This is a genomic window from Streptomyces sp. NPDC047917 (assembly GCF_043204345.1).
Classification (GTDB): domain Bacteria; phylum Actinomycetota; class Actinomycetes; order Streptomycetales; family Streptomycetaceae; genus Streptomyces; species Streptomyces sanglieri.
Window position 1 is genome coordinate 171,370 of the sequence record NZ_JBIDCA010000009.1, and the last position, 20,000, is coordinate 191,369.

The 20,000-nt window shown below is 71.3% G+C and carries 19 protein-coding genes; 5 read left to right on the forward strand and 14 right to left on the reverse strand.

All coding sequences use genetic code 11. The annotated features are described in order from the left end of the window. Positions 1-247: 247 nt before the first annotated feature. Both ACGF8B_RS22745 and ACGF8B_RS22750 read left to right on the forward strand, forming a co-directional pair. Positions 248-496, forward strand: coding sequence for a hypothetical protein (locus ACGF8B_RS22745; protein WP_392741363.1), 249 nt, complete (start codon positions 248-250; stop codon positions 494-496). Next, on the forward strand, positions 493-1,095 hold the full coding sequence (locus tag ACGF8B_RS22750) for a Uma2 family endonuclease (RefSeq protein WP_392742014.1): 603 nt from the start codon (positions 493-495) through the stop codon (positions 1,093-1,095). The genes ACGF8B_RS22745 and ACGF8B_RS22750 overlap by 4 nt, the downstream gene beginning before the upstream one ends. 9 nt (positions 1,096-1,104) lie before the next feature. On the opposite strand, the gene ACGF8B_RS22755 is transcribed toward ACGF8B_RS22750, so the two are convergent. Both ACGF8B_RS22755 and ACGF8B_RS22760 read right to left on the reverse strand, forming a co-directional pair. Continuing rightward, entirely contained in the window at positions 1,105-1,470 is a 366-nt protein-coding gene (locus ACGF8B_RS22755; protein WP_392741366.1) for a VOC family protein, read from the reverse strand. Next, the gene (locus ACGF8B_RS22760) at positions 1,470-2,267 is read right to left on the reverse strand and encodes a trans-aconitate 2-methyltransferase (RefSeq protein WP_392741369.1); all 798 of its coding nucleotides are present in this window, start codon (positions 2,265-2,267) and stop codon (positions 1,470-1,472) included. Before ACGF8B_RS22760 ends, ACGF8B_RS22755 begins: the two co-directional genes overlap by 1 nt. 88 nt (positions 2,268-2,355) lie before the next feature. On the opposite strand from ACGF8B_RS22760, the gene ACGF8B_RS22765 reads away from it, so the two are divergent. Then, complete coding sequence (locus ACGF8B_RS22765; protein WP_072487439.1) at positions 2,356-2,853, forward strand: MarR family winged helix-turn-helix transcriptional regulator; 498 nt, start codon at positions 2,356-2,358, stop codon at positions 2,851-2,853. Here ACGF8B_RS22765 and ACGF8B_RS22770 read toward each other — a convergent pair. The 9 genes from ACGF8B_RS22770 to ACGF8B_RS22810 form a co-directional block, all read right to left on the reverse strand. Beyond that, positions 2,812-3,618, reverse strand: coding sequence for a LuxR C-terminal-related transcriptional regulator (locus ACGF8B_RS22770; protein ID WP_392741373.1), 807 nt, complete (start codon positions 3,616-3,618; stop codon positions 2,812-2,814). The two genes, ACGF8B_RS22765 and ACGF8B_RS22770, sit on opposite strands and share 42 nt — an antisense overlap. A gap of 332 nt (positions 3,619-3,950) precedes the next feature. Continuing rightward, a complete protein-coding gene (galK, locus tag ACGF8B_RS22775) occupies positions 3,951-5,159 on the reverse strand; it encodes a galactokinase (protein ID WP_392741376.1) in 1,209 nt (402 codons plus the stop codon). Next, positions 5,156-6,136 carry a UDP-glucose 4-epimerase GalE gene (gene galE, locus ACGF8B_RS22780; protein WP_392741379.1) on the reverse strand — a complete coding sequence of 327 codons (981 nt, stop codon included), beginning with the start codon at positions 6,134-6,136 and terminating at the stop codon, positions 5,156-5,158. The genes galK and galE overlap by 4 nt, the downstream gene beginning before the upstream one ends. Then, a complete protein-coding gene (galT, locus tag ACGF8B_RS22785; protein WP_392741381.1) occupies positions 6,133-7,176 on the reverse strand; it encodes a galactose-1-phosphate uridylyltransferase in 1,044 nt (347 codons plus the stop codon). Before galT ends, galE begins: the two co-directional genes overlap by 4 nt. Positions 7,177-7,455: 279 nt before the next feature. After that, complete coding sequence (locus ACGF8B_RS22790; protein ID WP_392741384.1) at positions 7,456-8,154, reverse strand: response regulator transcription factor; 699 nt, start codon at positions 8,152-8,154, stop codon at positions 7,456-7,458. Between the two features lie 319 nt (positions 8,155-8,473). Further along, positions 8,474-10,402 carry a PQQ-binding-like beta-propeller repeat protein gene (locus ACGF8B_RS22795; protein WP_392741387.1) on the reverse strand — a complete coding sequence of 643 codons (1,929 nt, stop codon included), beginning with the start codon at positions 10,400-10,402 and terminating at the stop codon, positions 8,474-8,476. A gap of 134 nt (positions 10,403-10,536) precedes the next feature. Further along, on the reverse strand, positions 10,537-12,360 hold the full coding sequence (locus ACGF8B_RS22800; RefSeq protein ID WP_392741389.1) for a PQQ-binding-like beta-propeller repeat protein: 1,824 nt from the start codon (positions 12,358-12,360) through the stop codon (positions 10,537-10,539). A 245-nt stretch (positions 12,361-12,605) separates the two neighbouring features. Continuing rightward, positions 12,606-14,435, reverse strand: coding sequence for a PQQ-binding-like beta-propeller repeat protein (locus tag ACGF8B_RS22805; protein ID WP_392741392.1), 1,830 nt, complete (start codon positions 14,433-14,435; stop codon positions 12,606-12,608). 321 nt (positions 14,436-14,756) lie between these two features. After that, positions 14,757-16,571: an ABC-F family ATP-binding cassette domain-containing protein gene (locus ACGF8B_RS22810; protein WP_392741395.1), complete on the reverse strand. Its 1,815-nt coding sequence runs from the start codon at positions 16,569-16,571 to the stop codon at positions 14,757-14,759. 151 nt (positions 16,572-16,722) lie between these two features. On the opposite strand from ACGF8B_RS22810, the gene ACGF8B_RS22815 reads away from it, so the two are divergent. Both ACGF8B_RS22815 and ACGF8B_RS22820 read left to right on the forward strand, forming a co-directional pair. Next, the gene (locus tag ACGF8B_RS22815) at positions 16,723-16,974 is read left to right on the forward strand and encodes a type II toxin-antitoxin system Phd/YefM family antitoxin (RefSeq protein WP_392741398.1); all 252 of its coding nucleotides are present in this window, start codon (positions 16,723-16,725) and stop codon (positions 16,972-16,974) included. Then, positions 16,971-17,231, forward strand: a complete 261-nt coding sequence (locus ACGF8B_RS22820; RefSeq protein ID WP_392741401.1) for a Txe/YoeB family addiction module toxin — start codon at positions 16,971-16,973, stop codon at positions 17,229-17,231. The genes ACGF8B_RS22815 and ACGF8B_RS22820 overlap by 4 nt, the downstream gene beginning before the upstream one ends. A gap of 50 nt (positions 17,232-17,281) precedes the next feature. On the opposite strand, the gene ACGF8B_RS22825 is transcribed toward ACGF8B_RS22820, so the two are convergent. The 3 genes from ACGF8B_RS22825 to ACGF8B_RS22835 are packed head-to-tail and all read right to left on the reverse strand — an operon-like array spanning position 17,282 to position 19,992. Next, positions 17,282-18,175 carry a 4-(cytidine 5'-diphospho)-2-C-methyl-D-erythritol kinase gene (locus ACGF8B_RS22825; RefSeq protein WP_392741404.1) on the reverse strand — a complete coding sequence of 298 codons (894 nt, stop codon included), beginning with the start codon at positions 18,173-18,175 and terminating at the stop codon, positions 17,282-17,284. Further along, positions 18,172-19,095 carry a 16S rRNA (adenine(1518)-N(6)/adenine(1519)-N(6))-dimethyltransferase RsmA gene (gene rsmA, locus ACGF8B_RS22830; protein WP_392741407.1) on the reverse strand — a complete coding sequence of 308 codons (924 nt, stop codon included), beginning with the start codon at positions 19,093-19,095 and terminating at the stop codon, positions 18,172-18,174. Before rsmA ends, ACGF8B_RS22825 begins: the two co-directional genes overlap by 4 nt. Before the next feature lie 30 nt (positions 19,096-19,125). Continuing rightward, entirely contained in the window at positions 19,126-19,992 is an 867-nt protein-coding gene (locus tag ACGF8B_RS22835; RefSeq protein ID WP_392741410.1) for a TatD family hydrolase, read from the reverse strand. Positions 19,993-20,000 lie beyond the last annotated feature (8 nt).

A 20,000-nucleotide genomic window follows, 5' to 3' on the forward strand; every position in this document is an offset into this window, starting at 1 on the left:
TAACCATCACAGCAACTCCCGCGTATCCCATATGACCTCTCAGTAGCTACTGGGCACTGGGTTGGAACTCGATCTCTATGCCCGGACAGCGATGCAACGCCTGAGGTCACAAGATCGTGTTACGAGTTCTACGTGAGACATTCTCTTAATTACTGTCGGTCTGACTCGATGCCGCCTTGTCTTGCGGCTCCGAGCCATCCCATCGGATCAGCCAATAGACACAACGAGGATCGGCACGACGTACGGAGTGCTCGACGAAGGACAGGGCCGTGCGACCGCGGCGGGCGCGCCATCGCCGGACCGGGAGGACGGACGCGGGCTGCTGATCGTCGACGACCTGGCCACCGACTGGGGTCAGCGGCGCGTATGCGGCGGTCTCCTCGTCTGGACCGAGATCGACACCGACCCGGCGTCACTCCTTGTGATGACGCTGCTCGATTCCGACCGCTACCGTGAGGGAGCAGGCCCAGAATCCCGTCCATGGGAGGAATCATGACCGCCGAGCCGTTCACCGCGCACAGCTCCCGCTGGCCGGTGCCGCCCCAGGACGGATACACGGTGGCCGATCTGTTCACCTTGCCCGATCTCCCGCCGCACACGGAGTTGCTCGACGGGAGCCTGGTTTTTGTGAGTCCACAGCGCCGTTTCCACGCCAAGATGATCGACCTGCTGATGAACGGCCTGCGTGCCACGATCCCGGCCGACCAGAAGGCCGAGCGCGAGATGACCGTAGTACTGGATCAGCGCAACGGTCCGGAACCCGATGTGTCCGTCGTCCGCGCCGACGCCGCCACCGATCTTGAGCAGACCCGCTTCCAGGCCGCCGACGTCCTGCTCGCCGTGGAGGTCGTCTCGCCCGATTCCGAGGCCCGCGACCGTGACACCGAGCCGGGGAAGTACGCCTCGGCCGGTATCCCGAACTTCTGGCTGGTCGACATGGCCGGCACCGACAACCACCCGGTGGTGCGGGTGTACGAGCTGGATCCGGTGTCCAAGGCGTATGCGCTGACGGGGATCCACCACGACCGGCTCAAGACGGGTGTGCCGTTCCCGATCGACATCGACATCACCCGCGAGGCGCAGGACGAGTTGTGACGGTGGCGGTCAGCCGTCCGTCCGCTCCAGGAACTCCAGCCGGTTGCCCACCGGGTCGTGGCTGAAGAAGCGCCGGTGTCCCGGCAGGTCGTGGTCCCACCGGACCGGTGCGCCGTCCGCCTCCAGCCGGGCCGCGTACGCCTCGATGTCCGTGACGCGCAGGCCGGGGTGGGCCTTCTTCGCCGGGCGGAAGTCCTGCTCGATGCCGAGGTGGAGCTGGACCGGGCCCGCCTGGAACCAGCAGCCGCCGCGGGCCGCGAGGGCCGGGGGCTTGGGGATCTCGGTCATGCCGAGGGTGTCGGCGTAGTAGGCGCGCAGGGCGTCCTCGGAGCCTTCCGGGGCGGCGAGCTGTACGTGGTCGAGGGCGGCGATCATCACTTCTCCTTGCGGGCGACGGCGAAGATGCGGCGGAACGGGAAGACGGTGCCGTGCGGGCCTTGGGGGTAGGCGGTGCGGAGAAGGTCGCGGTATTCCGTGAGGAAGGCGTCGCGGGCCTCGGGGTCGTCGGCCAGCGCGGTCAGGACGGGGCGCAGGCCGGTGCCCTTCACCCAGTCGAGGACCGGGTCCTGGCCGGGCAGGAGGTGCAGGTACGTGGTCTCCCAGACGTCCGCGGTGATGCCGGGGGCGGTCAGCGCGTCGAGGTAGGCGGTGGGGGTGAGGACCGCGTCGGCGTGGCGCAGTTCGCCGGCGAGGCGGTCGCGCCAGCGCGGGGAGCCGGCGAGTTCGCGCATCAGGACGTGGCTGGGCTGGTCGAAGTTGCCGGGGACCTGGAAGGCGAGGGTGCCGCCGGGGGTGATCGCGTCCAGCCAGGCGGGGAAGCGGTCGGTGTGGCCGGGGACCCACTGGAGCAGGGCGTTGGAGACGATCAGGTCGTAGGGCTCGGCGGGGGTCCAGGTGGCGGCGTCGGCCTCGGCGAAGCCCAGGTGGGGGCCGGCGTGGGCGCGGGCCCGTTCGAGCATCTGCGGGGAGTTGTCGTAGCCGGTGATGCGGGCTTCGGGCCAGCGGTCGGCGAGCAGGGCGGTGACGTTGCCGGCGCCGCAGCCGAGGTCGGCGATGCGGGGTGCGGGGGTGGCCGGGAGTTCCGCGATGCGGGCGAGGAGGTCGAGGAAGGGGCGGGTGCGGTGGTCCGCGTGGCGCAGGTACTGCTGCGGGTCCCAGGTGGGTGTGGTCATGGGTTCAGGATCACGTCAGAGATATCTTGATGTCAAGACACTTGAATTCAAGAGACTTCATGTCGAGGGACCATCTACACTGATCCACATGGAGGACGAGGTCGACCGACTGGTCGCTGCATGGCGCCGCGAGCGCCCCGACCTCGACGTGGAACCACTCGAGGTGCTCAGCCGCGTCTCCCGCCTGGCCCGCCATCTGGACCGGGCCCGCCGGATCGCCTTCTCCGAGCACAATCTGGAGCCCTGGGAGTTCGACGTACTGACGTCGCTGCGTCGCGCGGGCGCCCCCTACCAGCTCTCCCCCGGCCAGCTCCTCACCCAGACCCTGGTCACCTCCGGCACGATGACCAACCGCATCGACCGCCTGACCAAGAAGAACCTCGTCGAGCGCCTCCCCGACCCCAGCGACCGCCGCGGCGTGCTCGTCCGGCTGACCGCCGAGGGCCGCGACAAGGCCGATCAGTCGCTGGCCGGGCTGCTGGCCCAGGAGCGCGCCATCCTGAGCGAGCTCTCCACCCAGCAGCGGGGCGAACTGGCCGGACTGCTACGCCAGTTGACCGCCCCGTTCGACAACATCCCCGGTTAGCGCCGGGCTCGCCGGACCCGGTTCGGCCGGGCCGACTCCCGCGCGCCGGGCCAGCGCGACCGCGGCCAGCGTGGAGTGCACTCCCAGCTTCCCCAGCACGTTCTGCATATGGGTACGGACCGTGTGCGGGGAGAGGAAGAGCCGCTCGGCCACCGCCTTGCGGCCCAGTCCCGCCACCATGCAGCGCAGCACCTCGCGTTCGCGCGGAGTCAGCGACTCGACCAGTTGCTCGCTCTCGGTGCGGTGCTTGCGCGCCGCCGTCAGCTCCCGCAGTACGCCGGTGAGCAGCGCCGGAGGCAGATGCGTCTCGTCCCGCAGCACGCCCCGGATGACGGTGAGCAGCCGTTGCAGCGAGCAGTCCTTGGCGACCCAGCCCGACGCCCCGGCCTGGAGCGCCAGCGCGGCCCGGACCGGGTCGTCCTTCTCGGCCAGCACCACCGTGCGTACGGACGGCCGGCCCGAACGGACCCCGGCCACCAGGGAGATGCCGTCCACCGGGGCGCTCTCCCCGTCGGCGGGGACCGGCACGGGTGCCCGCCGGCCGCCCGCCGTGCCCAGGATGCCCAGCTCGGCGTCGACCAGCATCACGTCGTAGCCGCGCCCCTCGGCGGCGGCCCGCTCAAGGCATCGCAGGGCGGCGGGGCCACTGCCCGCCGCCGCCACATCGACGTCCGGCTCGGCCGCGAGCGCCGCTGCGAGCGACTCGGCGAAAATTCGGTGGTCGTCCACCACGAGAACCCGGATACGAACCACAGGCACCCCCATGCCGCGTCTGTTCCTGGGGCCACCCCCGGCCCGCCGAAAGGGACCGAACCAGTACGGGTACGGCCCCCGGATCGGAGAGATGGACCATGGTTCCACGGCCGCCGCCGTGTCCCGGCCACCGCCCGCCCCGGGCGCCGCACCCGACTGTCTCGTACCCCTGAATCAGCACCGGCCCCCACCGGTGCTGTGCATCAGGGTACGACCGACGGGCCGTGGCGGAAGCCGATTCGCAGAACTGACCGGCTCCGGCCGCCTCCTGGATGTGGCACGTGTTTCGTTCTGTGCCGGAAGCGGACGAAGGGCTGCCGGCCCGGCCGGGCCGGCAGCGGTGTTCAGCCGAGGCGGCGGGCGCCCGCCGAGGGGACGGCCGGGAAGATCCGCGGGGCGGTGTGGCCCGCCGCGGCGAACGCCTCCAGCACCGACTTGGCGACCGTGTCCGCCTGTTCCTCCGTCACCAGCACGATCGCCGAGCCGCCGAAGCCGCCACCGGTCATCCGCGCGCCGAGCGCCCCGGCCCCGTTCGCCGCCGACACCACCAGGTCCAGCTCCGGGCAGGAGACCCGCAGATCGTCGCGGAGCGAGACGTGTCCGGCGTTCAGGACCGGGCCCGCGGCCCGCACATCGCCCGCGTCGAGCAGCGCGATGACCTGCTCCACCCGCGCGTTGTCGCTGACCACATGGCGTACGTAGCGCACCACCGACTCGTCGACACCGGCCCCGGCCAGGGTGTCCAGGGCCGCGCCGAGGCCGTCGTACGGCACCTCGCGCAGCGTCCGGACGCCGAGTGCCGCCGCGCCCGCCTCGCAGCCGGCCCGCCGTTCGGCATAGGCGCCGTCACCGAGCGCGTGCTTGACCTGGGTGTCGACCACGAGCAGCCGCAGTCCGTGGGCGGCCAGGTCGAAGGGGATCTGGCGCCGGGTGAGATCGCGGGTGTCGAGGTGGAGCGCGTTGCCCTCGGTGCAGCAGGCGGACGCCATCTGGTCCATGACCCCGCAGGGCACGCCCACGAAGTCGTTCTCGGCGCGCTGACCGAGGACCGCCAACTCGGGTGCGGAGAGACCGAGTTCGAAGAGATCGTTCAGGGCGAGCGCGGTGACGACCTCCAGCGCGGCGGACGAGGACAGGCCCGCGCCGGTGGGGACGGTGGAGGTGAGCTGGATGTCCGCCCCGGTGACCGGGTGACCGGCCTCGCGCAGCGCCCAGACGACTCCGGCGGGGTACGCCGCCCAACCGTGCCCCTGGTGCGGGGCCAGGTCGTCGAGCCGGAGCTGGACGACGCCGCCGGGTACGTCGGTGGAGTGCAGTCGCAGTTCGCCGTCGGTGCGGCGGGCGACGGCGGCGAGCGCGGTGTGCGGCAGCGCGAGCGGCATCACGAAGCCGTCGTTGAAGTCGGTGTACTCGCCGATCAGGTTGACCCGGCCGGGGGCCGCCCAGATCCCTTCGGGCGCGTGTCCGTACAGCTCGGTGAAGGAGGCTGTCAGCTCGGCGAGGGAGGCGGTCGGCTCGGTGCGGGCGGCGGTCGTCCCGGTGTTCTCGGTCATGGGGCGGTGGGCTCCTCTCGGCGGGCGAACGTCCAGGCGTCGGTGACGATTCCGGTCAGGTCGGCGCGGGACGGCGTCCAGCCGAGCCGCTCCCGGGCGGTGGCGGCGGAGGCGACCAGCACGGCGGGGTCACCGGCGCGGCGGGGGGCCGCGGTCTCCGGGACGGGGTGGCCGGTGACCTCGCGGACGGTCTCGATGACCTCGCGCACCGAGAAGCCGTTGCCGTTGCCGAGGTTGCAGATCAGGTGCTCGCCCTCGGTGGCCGCGTCCAGCGCCAGCAGGTGGGCCTCGGCGAGGTCGGCGACGTGGATGTAGTCGCGGACGCAGGTGCCGTCGGGGGTCGGGTAGTCGTCGCCGTACACGGAGATCGACTCGCGGCGGCCGAGCGCGACCTGGAGGACCAGCGGGATGAGGTGCGACTCGGGATCGTGCCGTTCCCCGCAACTGCCGTACGCCCCGGCCACGTTGAAGTAGCGCAGCGAGACCGCGGCCAGTCCGTGCGCGGCCGCCTCGCCGGTGATCATGTGGTCGACGGCGAGCTTGGTGGCGCCGTAGGGGTTGGTGGGCGCGGTCGCGTCGGACTCGGTGATGGGGGTGGTGGCCGGTTCGCCGTAGGTGGCGGCGGTGGAGGAGAAGACCAGAGTGCGGACCCCGGCGTCGCGCATCGCGGCGAGCAGCGCGAGGGAGCCGCCGACGTTGTTCACCCAGTACTTCTCCGGGTCCGCGACGGACTCGCCGACCTGGGAGCACGCGGCGAAGTGCAGCACGCCGTCGTAGGAGGCGTCCAGCCACTTCGCGGCGTCCTGGATGCGGCCCTCGATGAACTCGGCCCCGGCCGGGACGCCCTCCCGGAACCCGGTCGACAGGTCGTCGAGAACGGTGACCGCGTGCCCGGCCTCCAGCAGGTGCTGGGCGACCACGCTGCCGACGTATCCCGCGCCGCCTGTGACCAGGTACTTCTTCTGGGGCTTGCTCACTCGCTCGCTACCTCTCGCAGTCGCTGGGCCGCGGCCTCCGGCGGCACATCGTTGATGAACACGTTCATGCCGGATTCGGAACCCGCGAGGAACTTCAGCTTGCCGGAGGTGCGTCGGATGGTGAAAAGCTCCAGATGGAGGCCGAAGTCCTCCCGTCCGGGGACCCCGAACGGGGCCTGGTGCCAGGCCGAGATGTACGGGGTCGGCGGCTCTCCGGGGCCGAAGATCCGGTCGAATCGCCTCAAGAGTTCCAGATAAACCTGTGGGAACTCGGTGCGTGCGGCCTCGTCGAGCTCCCGCAGGTCGGGGACGCGGCGGCGCGGGTGCAGATGGACCTCGTACGGCCAGTGGGCGGCGTACGGGACGAAGGCGACCCAGTGCTCGGCGTCGATGACGATCCGGGAACCGTCCTTCTCCTCGCGGGCCACCACGTCGTCGAAGAGATTTCCGCCGGTCTCGGCGCGGTGGGCGGCCATCGAGCGGAACATCAGCTCGGTGCGCGGGGTGACGAAGGGGTACGCGTAGATCTGCCCGTGCGGGTGGCCGAGCGTGACGCCGATCTCGGCGCCCCGGTTCTCGAAGCAGAACACCTGCTTGACCTGAGGGAGTTCGGCCAGCTCGGTGGTGCGGTCGGTCCAGGCCGAAAGGACCAGGGCGGCCTGCTCCTCGGTGAGGTCGGCGAACGACGCGTCGTGGTCGGAGGTGAAGCAGACGACCTCGCAGCGGCCGGAGTCGCCGGCCAGCGAGGGGAAGCGGTTCTCGAAGACGGCGACGTCGTAGTCGGCCTCGGGAATCTCGCTCTGCCGGCCCTCCCGCGAGGGGCAGAGCGGGCACTCGTCGGCCGGCGGGTGGTAGATGCGGCCCTGGCGGTGCGAGGCGATGGCGACGCTGTCGCCGAGGAACGGATCGCGACGGATCTCGGACGAGGTCGAGACCGGGTCCAGGGGACGCCGGTCGACGGCGTCTCGGACGATGTCGTCGCGACTGTCGTAGTAGAGCAGCTCCCGGCCGTCGGCGAGCGTCGTAACCGTCTTCTTCACCAGGTTCCTCCAAACATAAACAAACACAATGAACCACAAGTCAACAATGACGTCAATGAGTGGTCCACGCCCGGCGGCCTGGCACGGCCCCGGTGCGTGGTGCGTGGTGTTCGTCATGTCTGCGGGAACGAGCCACGGCTCAACGCTTCGGCCGCCGCCTCGCTGTCCCGGCCGGTCTGGCCGGTCTGGCCGGTCTGGCCCGTCTGGCCCGTCTGGCCGGTCTGGCCCGTCTGGCCGTCCCGCCTGGTCTGGCTGGTCTGGCTGTCCCGGCAGGCCCGGCTATCCCGCCTGTCCCGGCAGCCCCGGCGGTTCGGTCGGTGCCGCGTGGTCCAGCAGCCCCGTGCGGGCCGCGAGCGCCGCGGCCTCCAGCCGGGAGCCGACGCCCAGCTTCATCAGCACCCGCTGCACATGCGTGCGCGCGGTGCTGGGCGCGATCCGCATCCCGGCAGCGATCAGCCGGGTGTCCTCGCCCTCGGCGACCCGCACCAGGACCTCGACCTCGCGCGGGGTGAGTATCTGCAACAGCCGCTGCCCCTCGTCGTCCGGCGCGGCGGCGGGATTGAGGAGCTCGGCGAAGGCCCCCTGGAGGAGCTGCGGCGCCACCGCCGCCTCTCCGGCTCGCGCCTTGACCATCGCCCGCTCGACGCCCTCCATGCGCTCGTCGTGGCGGACGTACCCCGCGGCCCCCGCCGCGAAGGCCGCCGCGATCCCGCGCGGGCTGGGCACCGGACCGAGCACCACGACGGCCACCTGCGGGCGCTCGCGCCGGATCCGTACGATCGGGTCGAAGGCGCCGGGTTCGGCCGGGGCCGCGGTGCCGAACAGGCAGACGTCCGGGGCCCTGCTGACCACCAGCTCCGCCGCCCCCGAGGTCGGTGCGGCGGCCGCGAGGACCCGGTGGCCCCGCAGTTTCAGCGCCGAGGCGAGTGCCTCGGCGAGCAGTCTGTGATCATCGACCACCATGAGCCGCACGCCCATCGAGCACACCCCCGTTGCACCGGCACACCGGGCCCCCCGGCCTTCCTGACCCGGCAAGCTACACGCTTGTTCGACGCCGCGGGCGTCTTACCGGCCAAAAGGAGCCGGAACGCCGGATCGGCGTGCGTTCGGGACCGGTTGATGGTGCGTCATGTCCGACTGGTCGTCGTTGTGATCGGCCCGCCGACCGTTACGGATCACTTCCGCAGGGCCTGCGGTGTGCCCGGCCCCGAACGTGCGCGGGGGTGGCGCCCGTTGCCCGGACACCACCCCCGCCTGCGTGCGGCCTGTTGTTACGGCCTGTTGTTACGGCCTGTTGTTACGGCCTGTTGAAGCTGACCACCAGTCGTCGGCTCGTGTCCAGCGAACCGCTCGGCTTGCTGACCATCGTGCTGGACAGGTACAGGTGCCCGTCGTTGTAGCGGAACTCGGTGTAGTCCGGCGTGAAGCTGGTCTCCGCGTCCCGGATCGACTTGTCGCTCGGGTTCTCCATCAGCACCGTCTGCTTGAACGTGGCGCCGTCGATGGAGACGACCTGGCCGCCCTTGTCGTACGGGGGGACCCGGTAGGCGATGATGTTGCCGCCGTCCATGCGGATCGGGAACATCGTGTAGCGGTCGCCCGCGTCGGCCTTGTCGCTGGTCGGCTTGCCGGTGGTGAGGTCGAAGGAGACGATCTCGTTGGTGTCGCCGTACTCGCCGGTGCCCTCGTGGTCCTCGGTCGGCACGTAGATGCGGTTGTTGCCGACGGCCAGCTGGCTGCAGCTCTCGACCTCGGTGGAGGCGCAGCGCGCGGCGTACTTCTCGGCGTCCGCCGCGATCCGGGTGAGCAGCTTGCCGGTGGAGGCGTCGATCGAGAAGAAGTCCGAGATGCCACTGCCGTCACCGGCGGTGTCGCCGACGTCGGCCGCGACGACCAGGGGCTTGGTGGAGACGATGCTCGCGTAGTCGACACCGGGCGGCATCTTGAACGAGGAGATCGGCGCCCCGGTGGTGGGGTTCAGCGCCTGGATGACGAGCTGCGGGTCGTCGTACGAACCGCACTTGCGGACCACCGCGAGCGCTTCGCCGCCGCCGTACCCCTTGTCGTAGCAGCCGTCGGTGGTGGCCTTGGGCTTCCAGCGCTCGGCGCCGGTGTTGAGGTCGAAGGCGGCGCCGCCCTCGGTTCCGGCCGCGGCGACCGTGGTGCCGCTGAGCGTGACCTCGTCGAACCTGACCTCCGCGTCGCCGCTGGTGGCGGCGGTCACCGACTTGCTCCACATCAGCTTGCCGGTGGCGAGGTCGAGCGCGCCGACCTGGTTGCACGGCGGGTACTTGGTCGCCTTGGTCGGCTTGCTCTGCTGGAAGGCGACCGCGGTCTTGAAGTCCTTGGACATGTGCCGGGACGCGGCGCAGACCTGGCCCGCCAGCGGGATCGACCAGAGCTTGGTGCCCTTGGCCAGGTCGTAGGCGACGATCTCGTTCAGCCCGGTCTTCACGTACGCCTTGTCGGTCAGCCAGGAGCCGTCGACCTTGGTGACGTCGGTGACCTTGGGCAGCGGCAGCTGGAAGGCGACCTTGGACTTGGGGTCCGCGGGCACCTTCTCCTTGCCGGCGCCGTCGACGGCGTTGCCGCCGCCCTGGCCGCCCTTGCCCTCGGTGGTGGTGCCACCGGACCGGGACGCCTCCTCCTTCTTCCCGTCGTCACCGCCGGAGGAGTACCAGATGCCGCCGGCCACGATCAGCACCACGGCCACCGAGGCGGCGACGATGATCTGCATCTGGGTGCTGAACTTCTTGCCGCCGTTCCCGTCCTGCTGGGGCGGCTGCGGCTGCTGCATCGGGGTGGTCGGGTAGCCGTACCCCTGCTGCGGCGGCTGGCCGGGCGGCATGCCCTGGGGGAATCCGTAGCCCTGCTGCGGCTGTCCGGGCACCGGCGCCTGCGGGTAGCCGTAGCCGGGCTGCGTGGGCTGGCCCTGCGGGTAGCCGTAGCCGGGCTGCGGCGGCTGGGCCTGCGGGTAGCCGTAGCCGGGGCCCGGCTGCTGCGGGGCGCCGGTGGGCGGCGGGGTGTCCGCGGGCGGCGGGGTCGGGGCGCCGAACCCGCCCGCGGGCGGGGTGGCCGGCTGCTTGCCGAACGGGTCGGCGGGCGGCGGCGTCGGGGCACCGAACCCACCGGGCTGGGGTTCCTGCGGGGCGCCGAACCCACCCTGTGGGGGGTCCTGCGGGGCACCGAATCCGCCCTGGGGCGGATCGTTGGGCGGCTGCGTCATGGCGTACGTACCTCTGGGGGAAAGGGAGTCGGTGGGACGGGTCCGGCAGCGGTCGGTCGTGCGCCGACCGCTGCCGGTCATGAGCCGTGGGGCTCCGGCGGCCGGTTTCTGCCGCCGAGGGGCCTCGTGAGCCGTCAGTTGCCGAAGGCCATCATGGTCTTCGTCTCCAGCTCTTCCTTGTCGTTCCTGGCGCTGACCCGGCCGCTCGCGATGAACGAACGGCCGCCCGCGTAGAGGACCTTCATGTTGTAGAAGTCGCGCTCGATCATGGACGTCGACGCGGGGTGCTGCAGCAGCATCCGGGGGGTGCCGCCGGTCGGTGCGAGGGTGGCGATGCCGCCGCCCTTCTCGTAGGCGGTCTCCACGTAGAGCAGCACATTGCCGCCCTCCATGCGCAGCGGCTTCACCGTGCGCTCGGCCGGGGCGGCCGCCTTCCACTTGGACTTGCCGGTGTTCAGGTCGAACGCGACGACCTTGTTGGTGCGGGCGCTGCCGCTGGAGTCCGGCGCGGTCGCCATGTAGAAGGTGTTGGCGTCGGCGGCGACCCCGGTGCAGCCGTCGAGGGACTTGCCGAAGATGGCGAAGGCGCTGCCGCAGTCCGGGGCGAACTTGTCACCCTTGTCGCTGGTGATGCCGGTGCGGAACGCACCGTTCTCCTTCAGCGCGAGGACGCTCCACTCCTTGTCCTTCTTCAGCGAGATCACCAGCGGGCTGACCGAGTAGACCTTGTCGATCTCCCAGCCACGCTTGGGCCGGTAGGTCCACATGGCCTTACCCGTGTTCGGGTCGAGCTGCTGGATCTGGTGCTGCGGGTTGTCGACGTCGTCGGTGCGGCAGCTGGAGGCGGCGATCAGCTTGGCCCCGCCGGCGAAGGCGAACGGCTGGCAGATGCCCGACGGCTTGCCGAACAGCTCCTTGCCGTCGCTGACCCGGTAGGCGTTGGAGTTCCCGGTGCGCCCGACCGTCACGGTGTCGCCGCTGATGGCCAGCGAGATGTCCGACAGGAAGTCCCAGGTGCCGTTCTTCTTGATCGACTTCTTCCAGCCGGTCTTGCCCGTGGCGAGGTCGATCATCTGGAGATCGGCACAGTTCGCCTTGTCGGTGGTGCCGTTCTTGACCCCGATGACGATCTTGCCGTTGGCCGCGGGCTGGGCGGGCGCCGCGCACAGGTCGGCGGGCAGCTTGAGGGTCCACTTCTGCTTGCCGTCGGCGACCGAGTAGCCGGAGATCGAGCGGTACATGCCCTTGACGATCGTGTCGCCGACCACCCAGGGGCCGTACACGTCGGAGCCGTTGCGCGGCAGGTCGATGTCGTTCTTCTGGAGCCAGAGGACCTTCGCCTCGCCGGCCTTGCGCCCGGCGTTGAGGTCGTCGTCGCCCTCGCGGCCGTCACCGTCGCCGTTTCCGTTGCCCTCGTTGACGGAGGGCGAACCGCTCGGCTTCGCGTCCCCGCTCTCCTTGGCGACGGGCTTCTTGTCGTCGTCGCCCCCGCTCGTGGCGACGAAGATGCCGCCGCCGATCACCAGGAGCGCGGCGGCCGCGGCACCGATGATGATCGCGGGCTTGCGCTTGGAGGGACCGCCGCCGGGACCGCTCGGGGCGGGGGCGCCGGGGTACTGCTGCTGCGGGTAGCCGTAACCGGGCTGCTGCTGACCGTACGGACCCGGCTGCTGCCCGTAGGGGCCGGGCTGCTGCTGACCGTACGGACCCGGCTGCTGGGCATAGGGGCCCGGCTGCTGCTGGCCGTACGGGCCCGGCTGCTGGGCCGGCTGCTGCGGGTAGCCGTAGCCGGGGGCCTGGCCCGGCGGTTGGCCGGGTGCCTGCGGATAGCCGTAGCCCGGCTGGGCGGGCGGCGGGGTCTGCGGCGGGCCCTGGGGCGGCTGAGGACTTCCCGGCGGCGGCTCCTGCGGCGCGCCGAAGCCTCCCTGCGGCGGTTGCTGGCTGGGCGGCTGGGTCATCAGCACGTCCCCCTTCGTGCGGTCCGGTGCCCGGTCCGGTCTCCCCCGCGATTCCGTGAACACAACGGGGTCGAAACCCCCTGAACTTCCCGGAAAGGAGCGAATCAGGCATGGATCCCGCAGTGTTACGTCAGTCAAGCGGGGCTTCTTTGTACCACCCGCGAGACCCCGCGCACCGGGGCGGTCCACCCCCTGTTCCCAAGGGAGAACCGCCCCGTGATGCCTCCGTTACGCCTCGGTGTCCGTCAGTTGCCGAACATCTCCATCGACTTGGCCCGCTCCTCGTCCCCGTCCTCGACCCCGCTGATGCTCGTACTCATCAGGAGGGAGCGGCCGTTCACGTAGGCGACCCGGGGCTGGAAGAGCGAGCGCTCGGTCCGTACTCCCGCGTCCGGGTGCCGCAGCAGCAGCCGCGGTGTGCCACCGGTCGGCGGCAGCGACGCGATGGCGCCGGCCCGGTCCGTCGACGACTCCACGAACACCAGCAGCCGGCCGTCCTCCACCCGCATCGGCATCATGGTCTGTCCGGCCGGGGCGTCGGCCTTCCATTTGACCCGACCGGTGCTCACGTCGAAGGCGACGACCTTGTTGGGGGTGGTGGTGTCGGACTCGCCGAGCTTGGTCGCCAGGTAGACCGTCCGGTCGTCGGTTGCCACCCCGAGGCAGTTGTCGAGGTTTCCGCCGCCGGTGATGAGATCGGTGTCGCACTCCACCCGGTAGTTCTCGGTGCCGCCGACCAGCTGGGAGCGGTAGGTGCCGTCCGCGTTGAGCATGACGATGGCCCAGTCCTGTCCCTTCTTCAGGGAGACGACCAGCGGGCTGACCGAGTAGAACTGCGAGACCTCCCAGCCCTTCTTGACCTCGTACTTCCACAGGACCTTCCCGCTGGCCGGGTCGATCCGTTCCACCAGTTGTTCCTTGTGGTCGTCGGCCGCCGTCTGGCAGCTGGCCGCGGCGATCCCCAGCGGTCCGCTCGCGAAGCCGAACGGCTGGCAGTTGCCCGGAAGTTTCCCGAAGAGCACCTTGCCGTCACTGACCCGGAAGGCGTCCGTCCTGGTCTTGCGCCCGACGGTCACGGTGTCGCCGTTGATCGCCATCGCGATGTCGGAGAGCAGGTCCCAGGTGCCCTGCCGCTCGAAGGTCTTGTACCAGCCGGCCCTGCCGGTCGTGAGGTCGGCCATCTGGAGGCCGTTGCACTCCGCCTCGCTGCCGTTGCCGGTCTGCACCCCGAAGACGATTTTGCCGTCGGTGGTGGCCTGCGAGGGGGCCCCGCACAGCCTGCCCGGCAGGCGCAGGCTCCACTTCTGCTTGCCGTCGGCGACCGAATAGCCGGACACGGTGTGGAACATCGCCTTGACGACGGTGCCGCCGACGAACCAGGGGCCGTACACGCTCTCGCCGTTGCGGGGCAGGTCGACGCCGCCCTCCTGGAGCCACTGGACCTTCGCCTCGCCGTCCTTGCGCTTGGCGTTGATCCCGTCGGCCTCCGCGCGCAGGGCGCCCGGTCCCGGGTCCTTCTCCTTGCCCTTGGACTTCTCACCGGTGGAGGGACCCGGCGCGGGGTCGGCGCCCGTCTTCGCCGTGGGCTTCTTCCCGCCGCTCCCGCTCGTCGCCAGCCAGACGCCACCGCCCGCCAGCAGCGCCACGGCGAGCACGGCACCGACGACCGCGCCCCGCCTGCCCCGGAAGAACCCGCCACCACCACTGCCCGTGGGGCCACCGGACCGCGGTGACGACGGCGCACCGTACGGCCCGGGCTGCGTCGGCGCGTCGTAAAGCCCCGGCTGCGCGGGCGCGTTGTACGGACCGGGCTGGGCCTGCGGCGGCCCGTAGGGGCCGGGCGGCTGGGCCGGCGGCGGCCCGAACGGACTGGGCGGCTGCGTGCCGTACGGGCCGGCGACCTGCCCCGAAGGCTGCGCCGGCGGCTGGGACCGCGGTGGCGCCGGCGGTTGGGGCTGCGGCTGGGACTGCGGTGGCGTCGGCGGTTGGGCCGGTGGCCCGTACGAGCCGGGCTGTGGTTCGTACGGAGCCCCGAAGCCTCCCTGCGGCGGTTGCTGGCCGGGCGGCTGGGTCATCGGCACGTCCCCCTTCGTGCGGTCCGGTGCCCGGTCCGGTCTCCCCCGCGATTCCGTGGAACACAACGGGGCCGAAACCCCTGGACTCCCCGGAAAGGAGCGAATCAGGCATGGATCCCGCGGTGTTACGGCTGTCGAGCGGGGCTTCTTTGTACCACCCACGCCTTTTCGGCCACCGGGTCGGTCAGCCGCGCGGAGGCTGCCCGTACCACCCCCTGCGGGAACTGCCCGTACGGCTGCGGAGGCTGTCCGTACTGGCCGGACCGCGGTTCGTACGGAGCCCCGAAAGCCCCGGCGGTCACACCTGACGCACCGTGGCGATCAGGCGTCCTCCGCCAGTTCCAGCCAGCGCATCTCCAACTCGTCGCGTTCGGCGACCAGTTCACGCAGTTCGGCGTCGAGCTTCGCCACCTTCTCGAAGTCCGTGGCGTGCTCCGCGATCTGCGCGTGCAGGGTGGTCTCCCGCGTCGACATCTTGTCGAGCTGCCGCTCGACCTTCTGGAGCTCCTTCTTCGCGGCACGGGCGGCCTGCGGGGAGACCGTCGCGGCCGGGGCGCTCTCCCTGGCCGGCGCGGGGGCGGCGGAGGGTGTGGCCGCCTCCTCCATCCGCTGCCTGCGCTCCAGGTACTCGTCGATGCCGCGCGGCAGCATCCGCAGCGTGCGGTCACCGAGCAGCGCCATCACCCGGTCCGTGGTCCGCTCGATGAAGAACCGGTCGTGGGAGATCACGATCATCGATCCGGGCCAGCCGTCGAGGAGGTCCTCCAGCTGGGTCAGGGTCTCGATGTCGAGGTCGTTGGTGGGCTCGTCGAGGAAGAGGACGTTCGGCTCGTCCATCAGCAGGCGCAGGATCTGGAGCCGGCGCCGCTCACCGCCGGAGAGATCGCCGACCGGGGTCCACTGCTTCTCCTTCGAGAAGCCGAACTGCTCGCAGAGCTGGCCCGCGGTCATCTCGCGGCCCTTGCCGAGGTCGACCCGGTCCCGTACCTGCTGGACCGCTTCCAGCACCCGCAGGTTCGGGTTGAGCTCGGCGACCTCCTGGGAGAGGTAGGCCAGCCTGACGGTCTTGCCGACGACGACCTTCCCGGCGGCGGGCTGTGCGTCGCCCTGGGTGCGGGCCGCCTCGGCCAGCGCCCGCAGCAGCGAGGTCTTGCCCGCGCCGTTGACCCCGACCAGGCCGATCCGGTCACCGGGGCCGAGCTGCCAGGTGAGGTGGGTGAGCAGCGTCTTGGGGCCCGCCTGGACGGTCACGTCCTCCAGGTCGAAGACGGTCTTGCCGAGCCGGGCGTTGGCGAACTTCATCAGCTCGCTGGTGTCGCGCGGCGGCGGCACATCGGCGATCAGTTCGTTGGCCGCCTCGATGCGGTAGCGGGGCTTGGAGGTGCGGGCGGGGGCGCCGCGGCGCAGCCAGGCCAGCTCCTTGCGCATCAGGTTCTGCCGCTTGGACTCCTCGGTCGCGGCGATCCGCTCCCGCTCGGCCCGCGCGAAGACGTAGTCGCTGTAGCCGCCCTCGTACTCGTGGACGGTGCCGCGCTGGACGTCCCACATGCGGGTGCAGACCTGGTCGAGGAACCAGCGGTCGTGGGTCACGCAGACGAGCGCGGAGCGGCGGGCCCGCAGGTGGCCGGCCAGCCAGGAGATGCCCTCGACGTCGAGGTGGTTGGTCGGCTCGTCGAGGACGATCAGGTCCTGTTCGGCGATGAGCAGCTTGGCCAGCGCGATCCGGCGCCGCTCGCCGCCGGAGAGCGGGGCGATGACGGTGTCCAGGCCGTGCTCGAAGCCGGGCAGCGCGAGGCCGCCGAAGAGTCCGGTGAGTACGTCGCGGATCTTGGCGCTGCCCGCCCACTCGTGGTCGGCGAGGTCGCCGATCACCTCGTGGCGGATGGTCGCCTGCGGGTCGAGCGAATCGTGCTGGGTCAGGACGCCGAGCCGCAGCCCGCCGTTGTGGGTGACACGTCCGCTGTCCGCCTCCTCCAGCTTGGCGAGCATCCGGATGAGCGTCGTCTTGCCGTCGCCGTTGCGGCCCACGACCCCGATCCGGTCCCCCTCGGACACCCCGAGGGACACGCCGTCGAGCAGGGCACGGGTGCCGTACACCTTGCTGACCTGCTCGACATTGACCAGATTGACGGCCATTTCACTCCTGCCCAGGGGGATCGATCGGCTTCCCAGGGTACGGGGCTCCGGAGACGGGGACTCGCGGGCGCCTTGCCTTCCCGGCACCTTGTACGTACATTTTCCTGTACGTACAGCTTCCTGTACATGGGCTCACGCCGGGAGGACGAGTATGCGAACCATGACCTACACGGAATCGCGCGCCAAGTACGCGGAGACCCTGAGCGCCGTGGTCAACGACCGCGAAGAAGTCATAGTGACGCGTGCCGGGCACGAGCCCGTGGTGATCGTGGCTCTCGACGAGTACGAGTCCCTGAAGGAGACGGCCTACCTGTACCGCAGCCCCGAGAACGCGCGTCGTGTCCTGACGGCGATCGACGATCTGGAGAACGGCGGCGGCGAGGTACAGGAGCTCCTCGAATGAAGCTCATCTGGCACGAATCCGCCTGGGCGGACTACGTGTGGTGGCAGACCCAGGACCGCAAGGTCCTCAAGCGGATCAATGCCTTGATCCAGGACGTCGTCCGCAACGGGAACGAGGGCATCGGCAAACCGGAACCCCTGCGGCACGGCTTCCACGGCTACTGGTCCCGCAGGATCAGCGAGGAACACCGGCTCGTCTACCGCGTGGTGGAGGACGAGGTACGCATCGTCGCCTGCCGCTATCACTACGGCCGGTAGCGGCGGGCGGCACCGTCCTGCCCCCGCTCCCGGACACATCGCGGGCGCCGTCAGACGACCATGGCTCCTGGCGCCGGGGACACCGCCGTCCGTGCGTTGCGGCAGGTGCCGGAGGTGAGCAGGGCCTCGGCGACCTTGCGGGCCGACTCCTCGTCCGCCACCAGGAACGCGGTGGTCGGTCCGGAGCCGGAGACCAGGGCGGCCAGGGCGCCGGCCGCGGTGCCCGCGGCGAGGGTGTCGGCGAGTGAGGGGCGCAGGGAGAGCGCGGCGGGCTGGAGGTCGTTGGAGAGGGCCTCGGCGAGCGCGGTGGCGTCGCCGGTGCGCAGTGCGCCGAGGAGCGCCGGGGAGGCTTCCGGTACGGGGACGTCGGTGTTCGCCGTCAGCCGGTCGAACTCGCCGTAGACGGCCGGGGTGGAGAGCCCGCCGTCGGCGACCGCGAAGACCCAGTGGAACGCGGAGCCGACCTCGATCGGGGTGAGCCGCTCGCCGCGTCCGGTGCCGAGGGCGGCGCCGCCGACCAGGCTGAACGGGACGTCGCTGCCCAGCTCGGCGCAGATCGCGAGGAGCTCGTCCCGGGTGGCGCCGGTGGACCAGAGGGCGTCGCAGGCCAGCAGTGCGGCGGCGCCGTCGGCGCTGCCGCCCGCCATGCCGCCGGCGACGGGGATGTCCTTGGCGATGTGGATGTGCACATCGGGTGCGATGCCGTGCCGCTCGGCCAGCGCGATCGCGGCGCGGGCGGCGAGGTTGCTCGCGTCCAGCGGTACCTGGACGGCGTCCGGGCCGGAGCAGGTGATCCGCAGTTCGTCGGCGGGGGTGACGGTGACCTCGTCGTACAGGCCGACGGCGAGGAAGACATTGGCCAGGTCGTGGAAGCCGTCGGGGCGCGGGGCGCCGACCGCCAGCTGGACGTTGACCTTGGCGGGTACGCGGACGGTGACGCTCACTCGCCACTCCCGGAGGGCTCGTTCCGGGCGGTCCCGGCGGGCTCGTTCCCGGCGGTCCCGGCGGGCTTGTTCTCGGCGATGGCGGCGAACTCCTCGACGGTCAGCGACTCGCCGCGGGCCTGCGGGGAGATCCCGGCGGCGACCAGGGCCGCCTCGGCGGCGGGTGCGGAGCCGGCCCAGCCGGCCAGGGCGGCCCGCAGGGTCTTGCGGCGCTGGGCGAAGGCGGCGTCGACGACCGCGAAGACCTCGGTCCGGCTCGCGCTCGTCGCGATCGGCTCGGTGCGCCGGACCAGGGAGACCAGGCCGGAATCGACGTTCGGGGCGGGCCAGAAGACGTTGCGGCCGATGGAGCCGGCCCGCTTGACGTCCGCGTACCAGTTGGCCTTCACCGACGGCACGCCGTAGACCTTGTTGCCCGGCCGTGCGGCCAGCCGGTCGGCGACCTCGGCCTGGACCATGACGAGGGTGCGCTCGATGGACGGGAAGCGCTCCAGCATCGTCAGCAGGACCGGCACGGCGACGTTGTACGGAAGGTTCGCGACCAGTGCGGTCGGCGCCGGTCCGGGCAGTTCCCGGACCAGCATCGCGTCGGAGTGCACCAGCGCGAACCGGTCGGCCCGCCCCGGCATCCGGGCGGCGACGGTGGCCGGCAGCGCGCCCGCAAGCACGTCGTCGATCTCGACGGCGACGACCCGGTCCGCCGCCTCCAGCAGTGCCAGGGTCAGCGAGCCGAGCCCCGGGCCGACCTCGACGACGACGTCGTCCGGCCGGACCTCCGCCGTCCGCACGATCCGGCGGACCGTATTGGCGTCGATGACGAAGTTCTGGCCGCGCTGCTTGGTCGGGCGTACGCCCAGCTCGGCGGCCAGCTCGCGGATGTCTGCGGGGCCCAGGAGGGCGTCGGGCTCAGTGGTGCTCACCCGGTAAGCCTACGGCGGCGGCCGCCGCGGTCAGTAGTCGAAGGCCCTGGCGGTGTTGTCGAAGACGGCCGACGCGAGGGTGTCCTCGTCCAGGCCCTTCACCGCCGCCATGGCGCGCAGGGTGACGGGGACGAGGTAGGGCGCGTTGGGGCGCCCCCGGTACGGGGCCGGGGTCAGGAACGGGGCGTCCGTCTCGACCAGCACCAGTTCCGTCGGGGCGACGGCCAGGGCGTCCCGCAGCGGCTGGGCGTTCTTGAAGGTGACATTGCCGGCGAAGGACATGAAGTATCCGGCGTCCGCGCAGATCCGGGCCATGTCGGCGTCGCCGGAGTAGCAGTGGAACACGGTGCGTTCCGGGGCGCCCGCGTCGGCGAGGATCCGCAGGACGTCCGCGTGCGCCTCGCGGTCGTGGATGACCAGCGCCTTGCCGTGCCGTTTGGCGATCTCGATGTGCGCCCGGAAGGACTCCTCCTGGGCGGCCATGCCCTCGGGGCCGGTACGGAAGTAATCCAGTCCGGTCTCGCCGACACCGCGTACGTGGTCGAGCGCGGCCAGCGCGTCGATCTCCGCGAGCGCCTCGTGCAGCGCCGCCTGCCCGCCGCCCTCCCGCGCGCCCTGGCGCGACCAGCCGTCGGGGTCGCCGTGCACGATGCGCGGTGCCTCGTTGGGGTGCAGGGCGACCGCCGCGTGCACGTTCGAGTGCGCGGCGGCGGTCTCGGCGGCCCACCGCGAACCGGCCACGTCGCATCCCACCTGGACCACGGTGGTCACATTGACCGCGGCGGCCCTGGCGAGGCCCTCCTCGACGGTCGCGTCCTGCATGTCCAGGTGGGTGTGCGAATCGGCGACCGGTACCCGGAGGGGTTCGGGCAGCGGCGGGGCTTCGGTACGGCTCATGACGACGA

Excerpts from the sequence above, each read along its gene's own strand:
- ACGF8B_RS22750 (WP_392742014.1), top strand. The coding sequence starts at position 493 with ATGACCGCCGAGCCGTTCACCGCGCACAGCTCCCGCTGGCCGGTGCCG.
- ACGF8B_RS22755 (WP_392741366.1), bottom strand. The coding sequence starts at position 1,470 with ATGATCGCCGCCCTCGACCACGTACAGCTCGCCGCCCCGGAAGGCTCC.
- ACGF8B_RS22760 (WP_392741369.1), bottom strand. The coding sequence starts at position 2,267 with ATGACCACACCCACCTGGGACCCGCAGCAGTACCTGCGCCACGCGGAC.
- ACGF8B_RS22765 (WP_072487439.1), top strand. The coding sequence starts at position 2,356 with ATGGAGGACGAGGTCGACCGACTGGTCGCTGCATGGCGCCGCGAGCGC.
- ACGF8B_RS22770 (WP_392741373.1), bottom strand. The coding sequence starts at position 3,618 with ATGGGGGTGCCTGTGGTTCGTATCCGGGTTCTCGTGGTGGACGACCAC.
- galK (WP_392741376.1), bottom strand. The coding sequence starts at position 5,159 with ATGACCGAGAACACCGGGACGACCGCCGCCCGCACCGAGCCGACCGCC.
- ACGF8B_RS22790 (WP_392741384.1), bottom strand. The coding sequence starts at position 8,154 with ATGGGCGTGCGGCTCATGGTGGTCGATGATCACAGACTGCTCGCCGAG.
- ACGF8B_RS22795 (WP_392741387.1), bottom strand. The coding sequence starts at position 10,402 with ATGACGCAGCCGCCCAACGATCCGCCCCAGGGCGGATTCGGTGCCCCG.
- ACGF8B_RS22800 (WP_392741389.1), bottom strand. The coding sequence starts at position 12,360 with ATGACCCAGCCGCCCAGCCAGCAACCGCCGCAGGGAGGCTTCGGCGCG.
- ACGF8B_RS22805 (WP_392741392.1), bottom strand. The coding sequence starts at position 14,435 with ATGACCCAGCCGCCCGGCCAGCAACCGCCGCAGGGAGGCTTCGGGGCT.
- ACGF8B_RS22810 (WP_392741395.1), bottom strand. The coding sequence starts at position 16,571 with ATGGCCGTCAATCTGGTCAATGTCGAGCAGGTCAGCAAGGTGTACGGC.
- ACGF8B_RS22815 (WP_392741398.1), top strand. The coding sequence starts at position 16,723 with ATGCGAACCATGACCTACACGGAATCGCGCGCCAAGTACGCGGAGACC.
- ACGF8B_RS22820 (WP_392741401.1), top strand. The coding sequence starts at position 16,971 with ATGAAGCTCATCTGGCACGAATCCGCCTGGGCGGACTACGTGTGGTGG.
- ACGF8B_RS22835 (WP_392741410.1), bottom strand. The coding sequence starts at position 19,992 with ATGAGCCGTACCGAAGCCCCGCCGCTGCCCGAACCCCTCCGGGTACCG.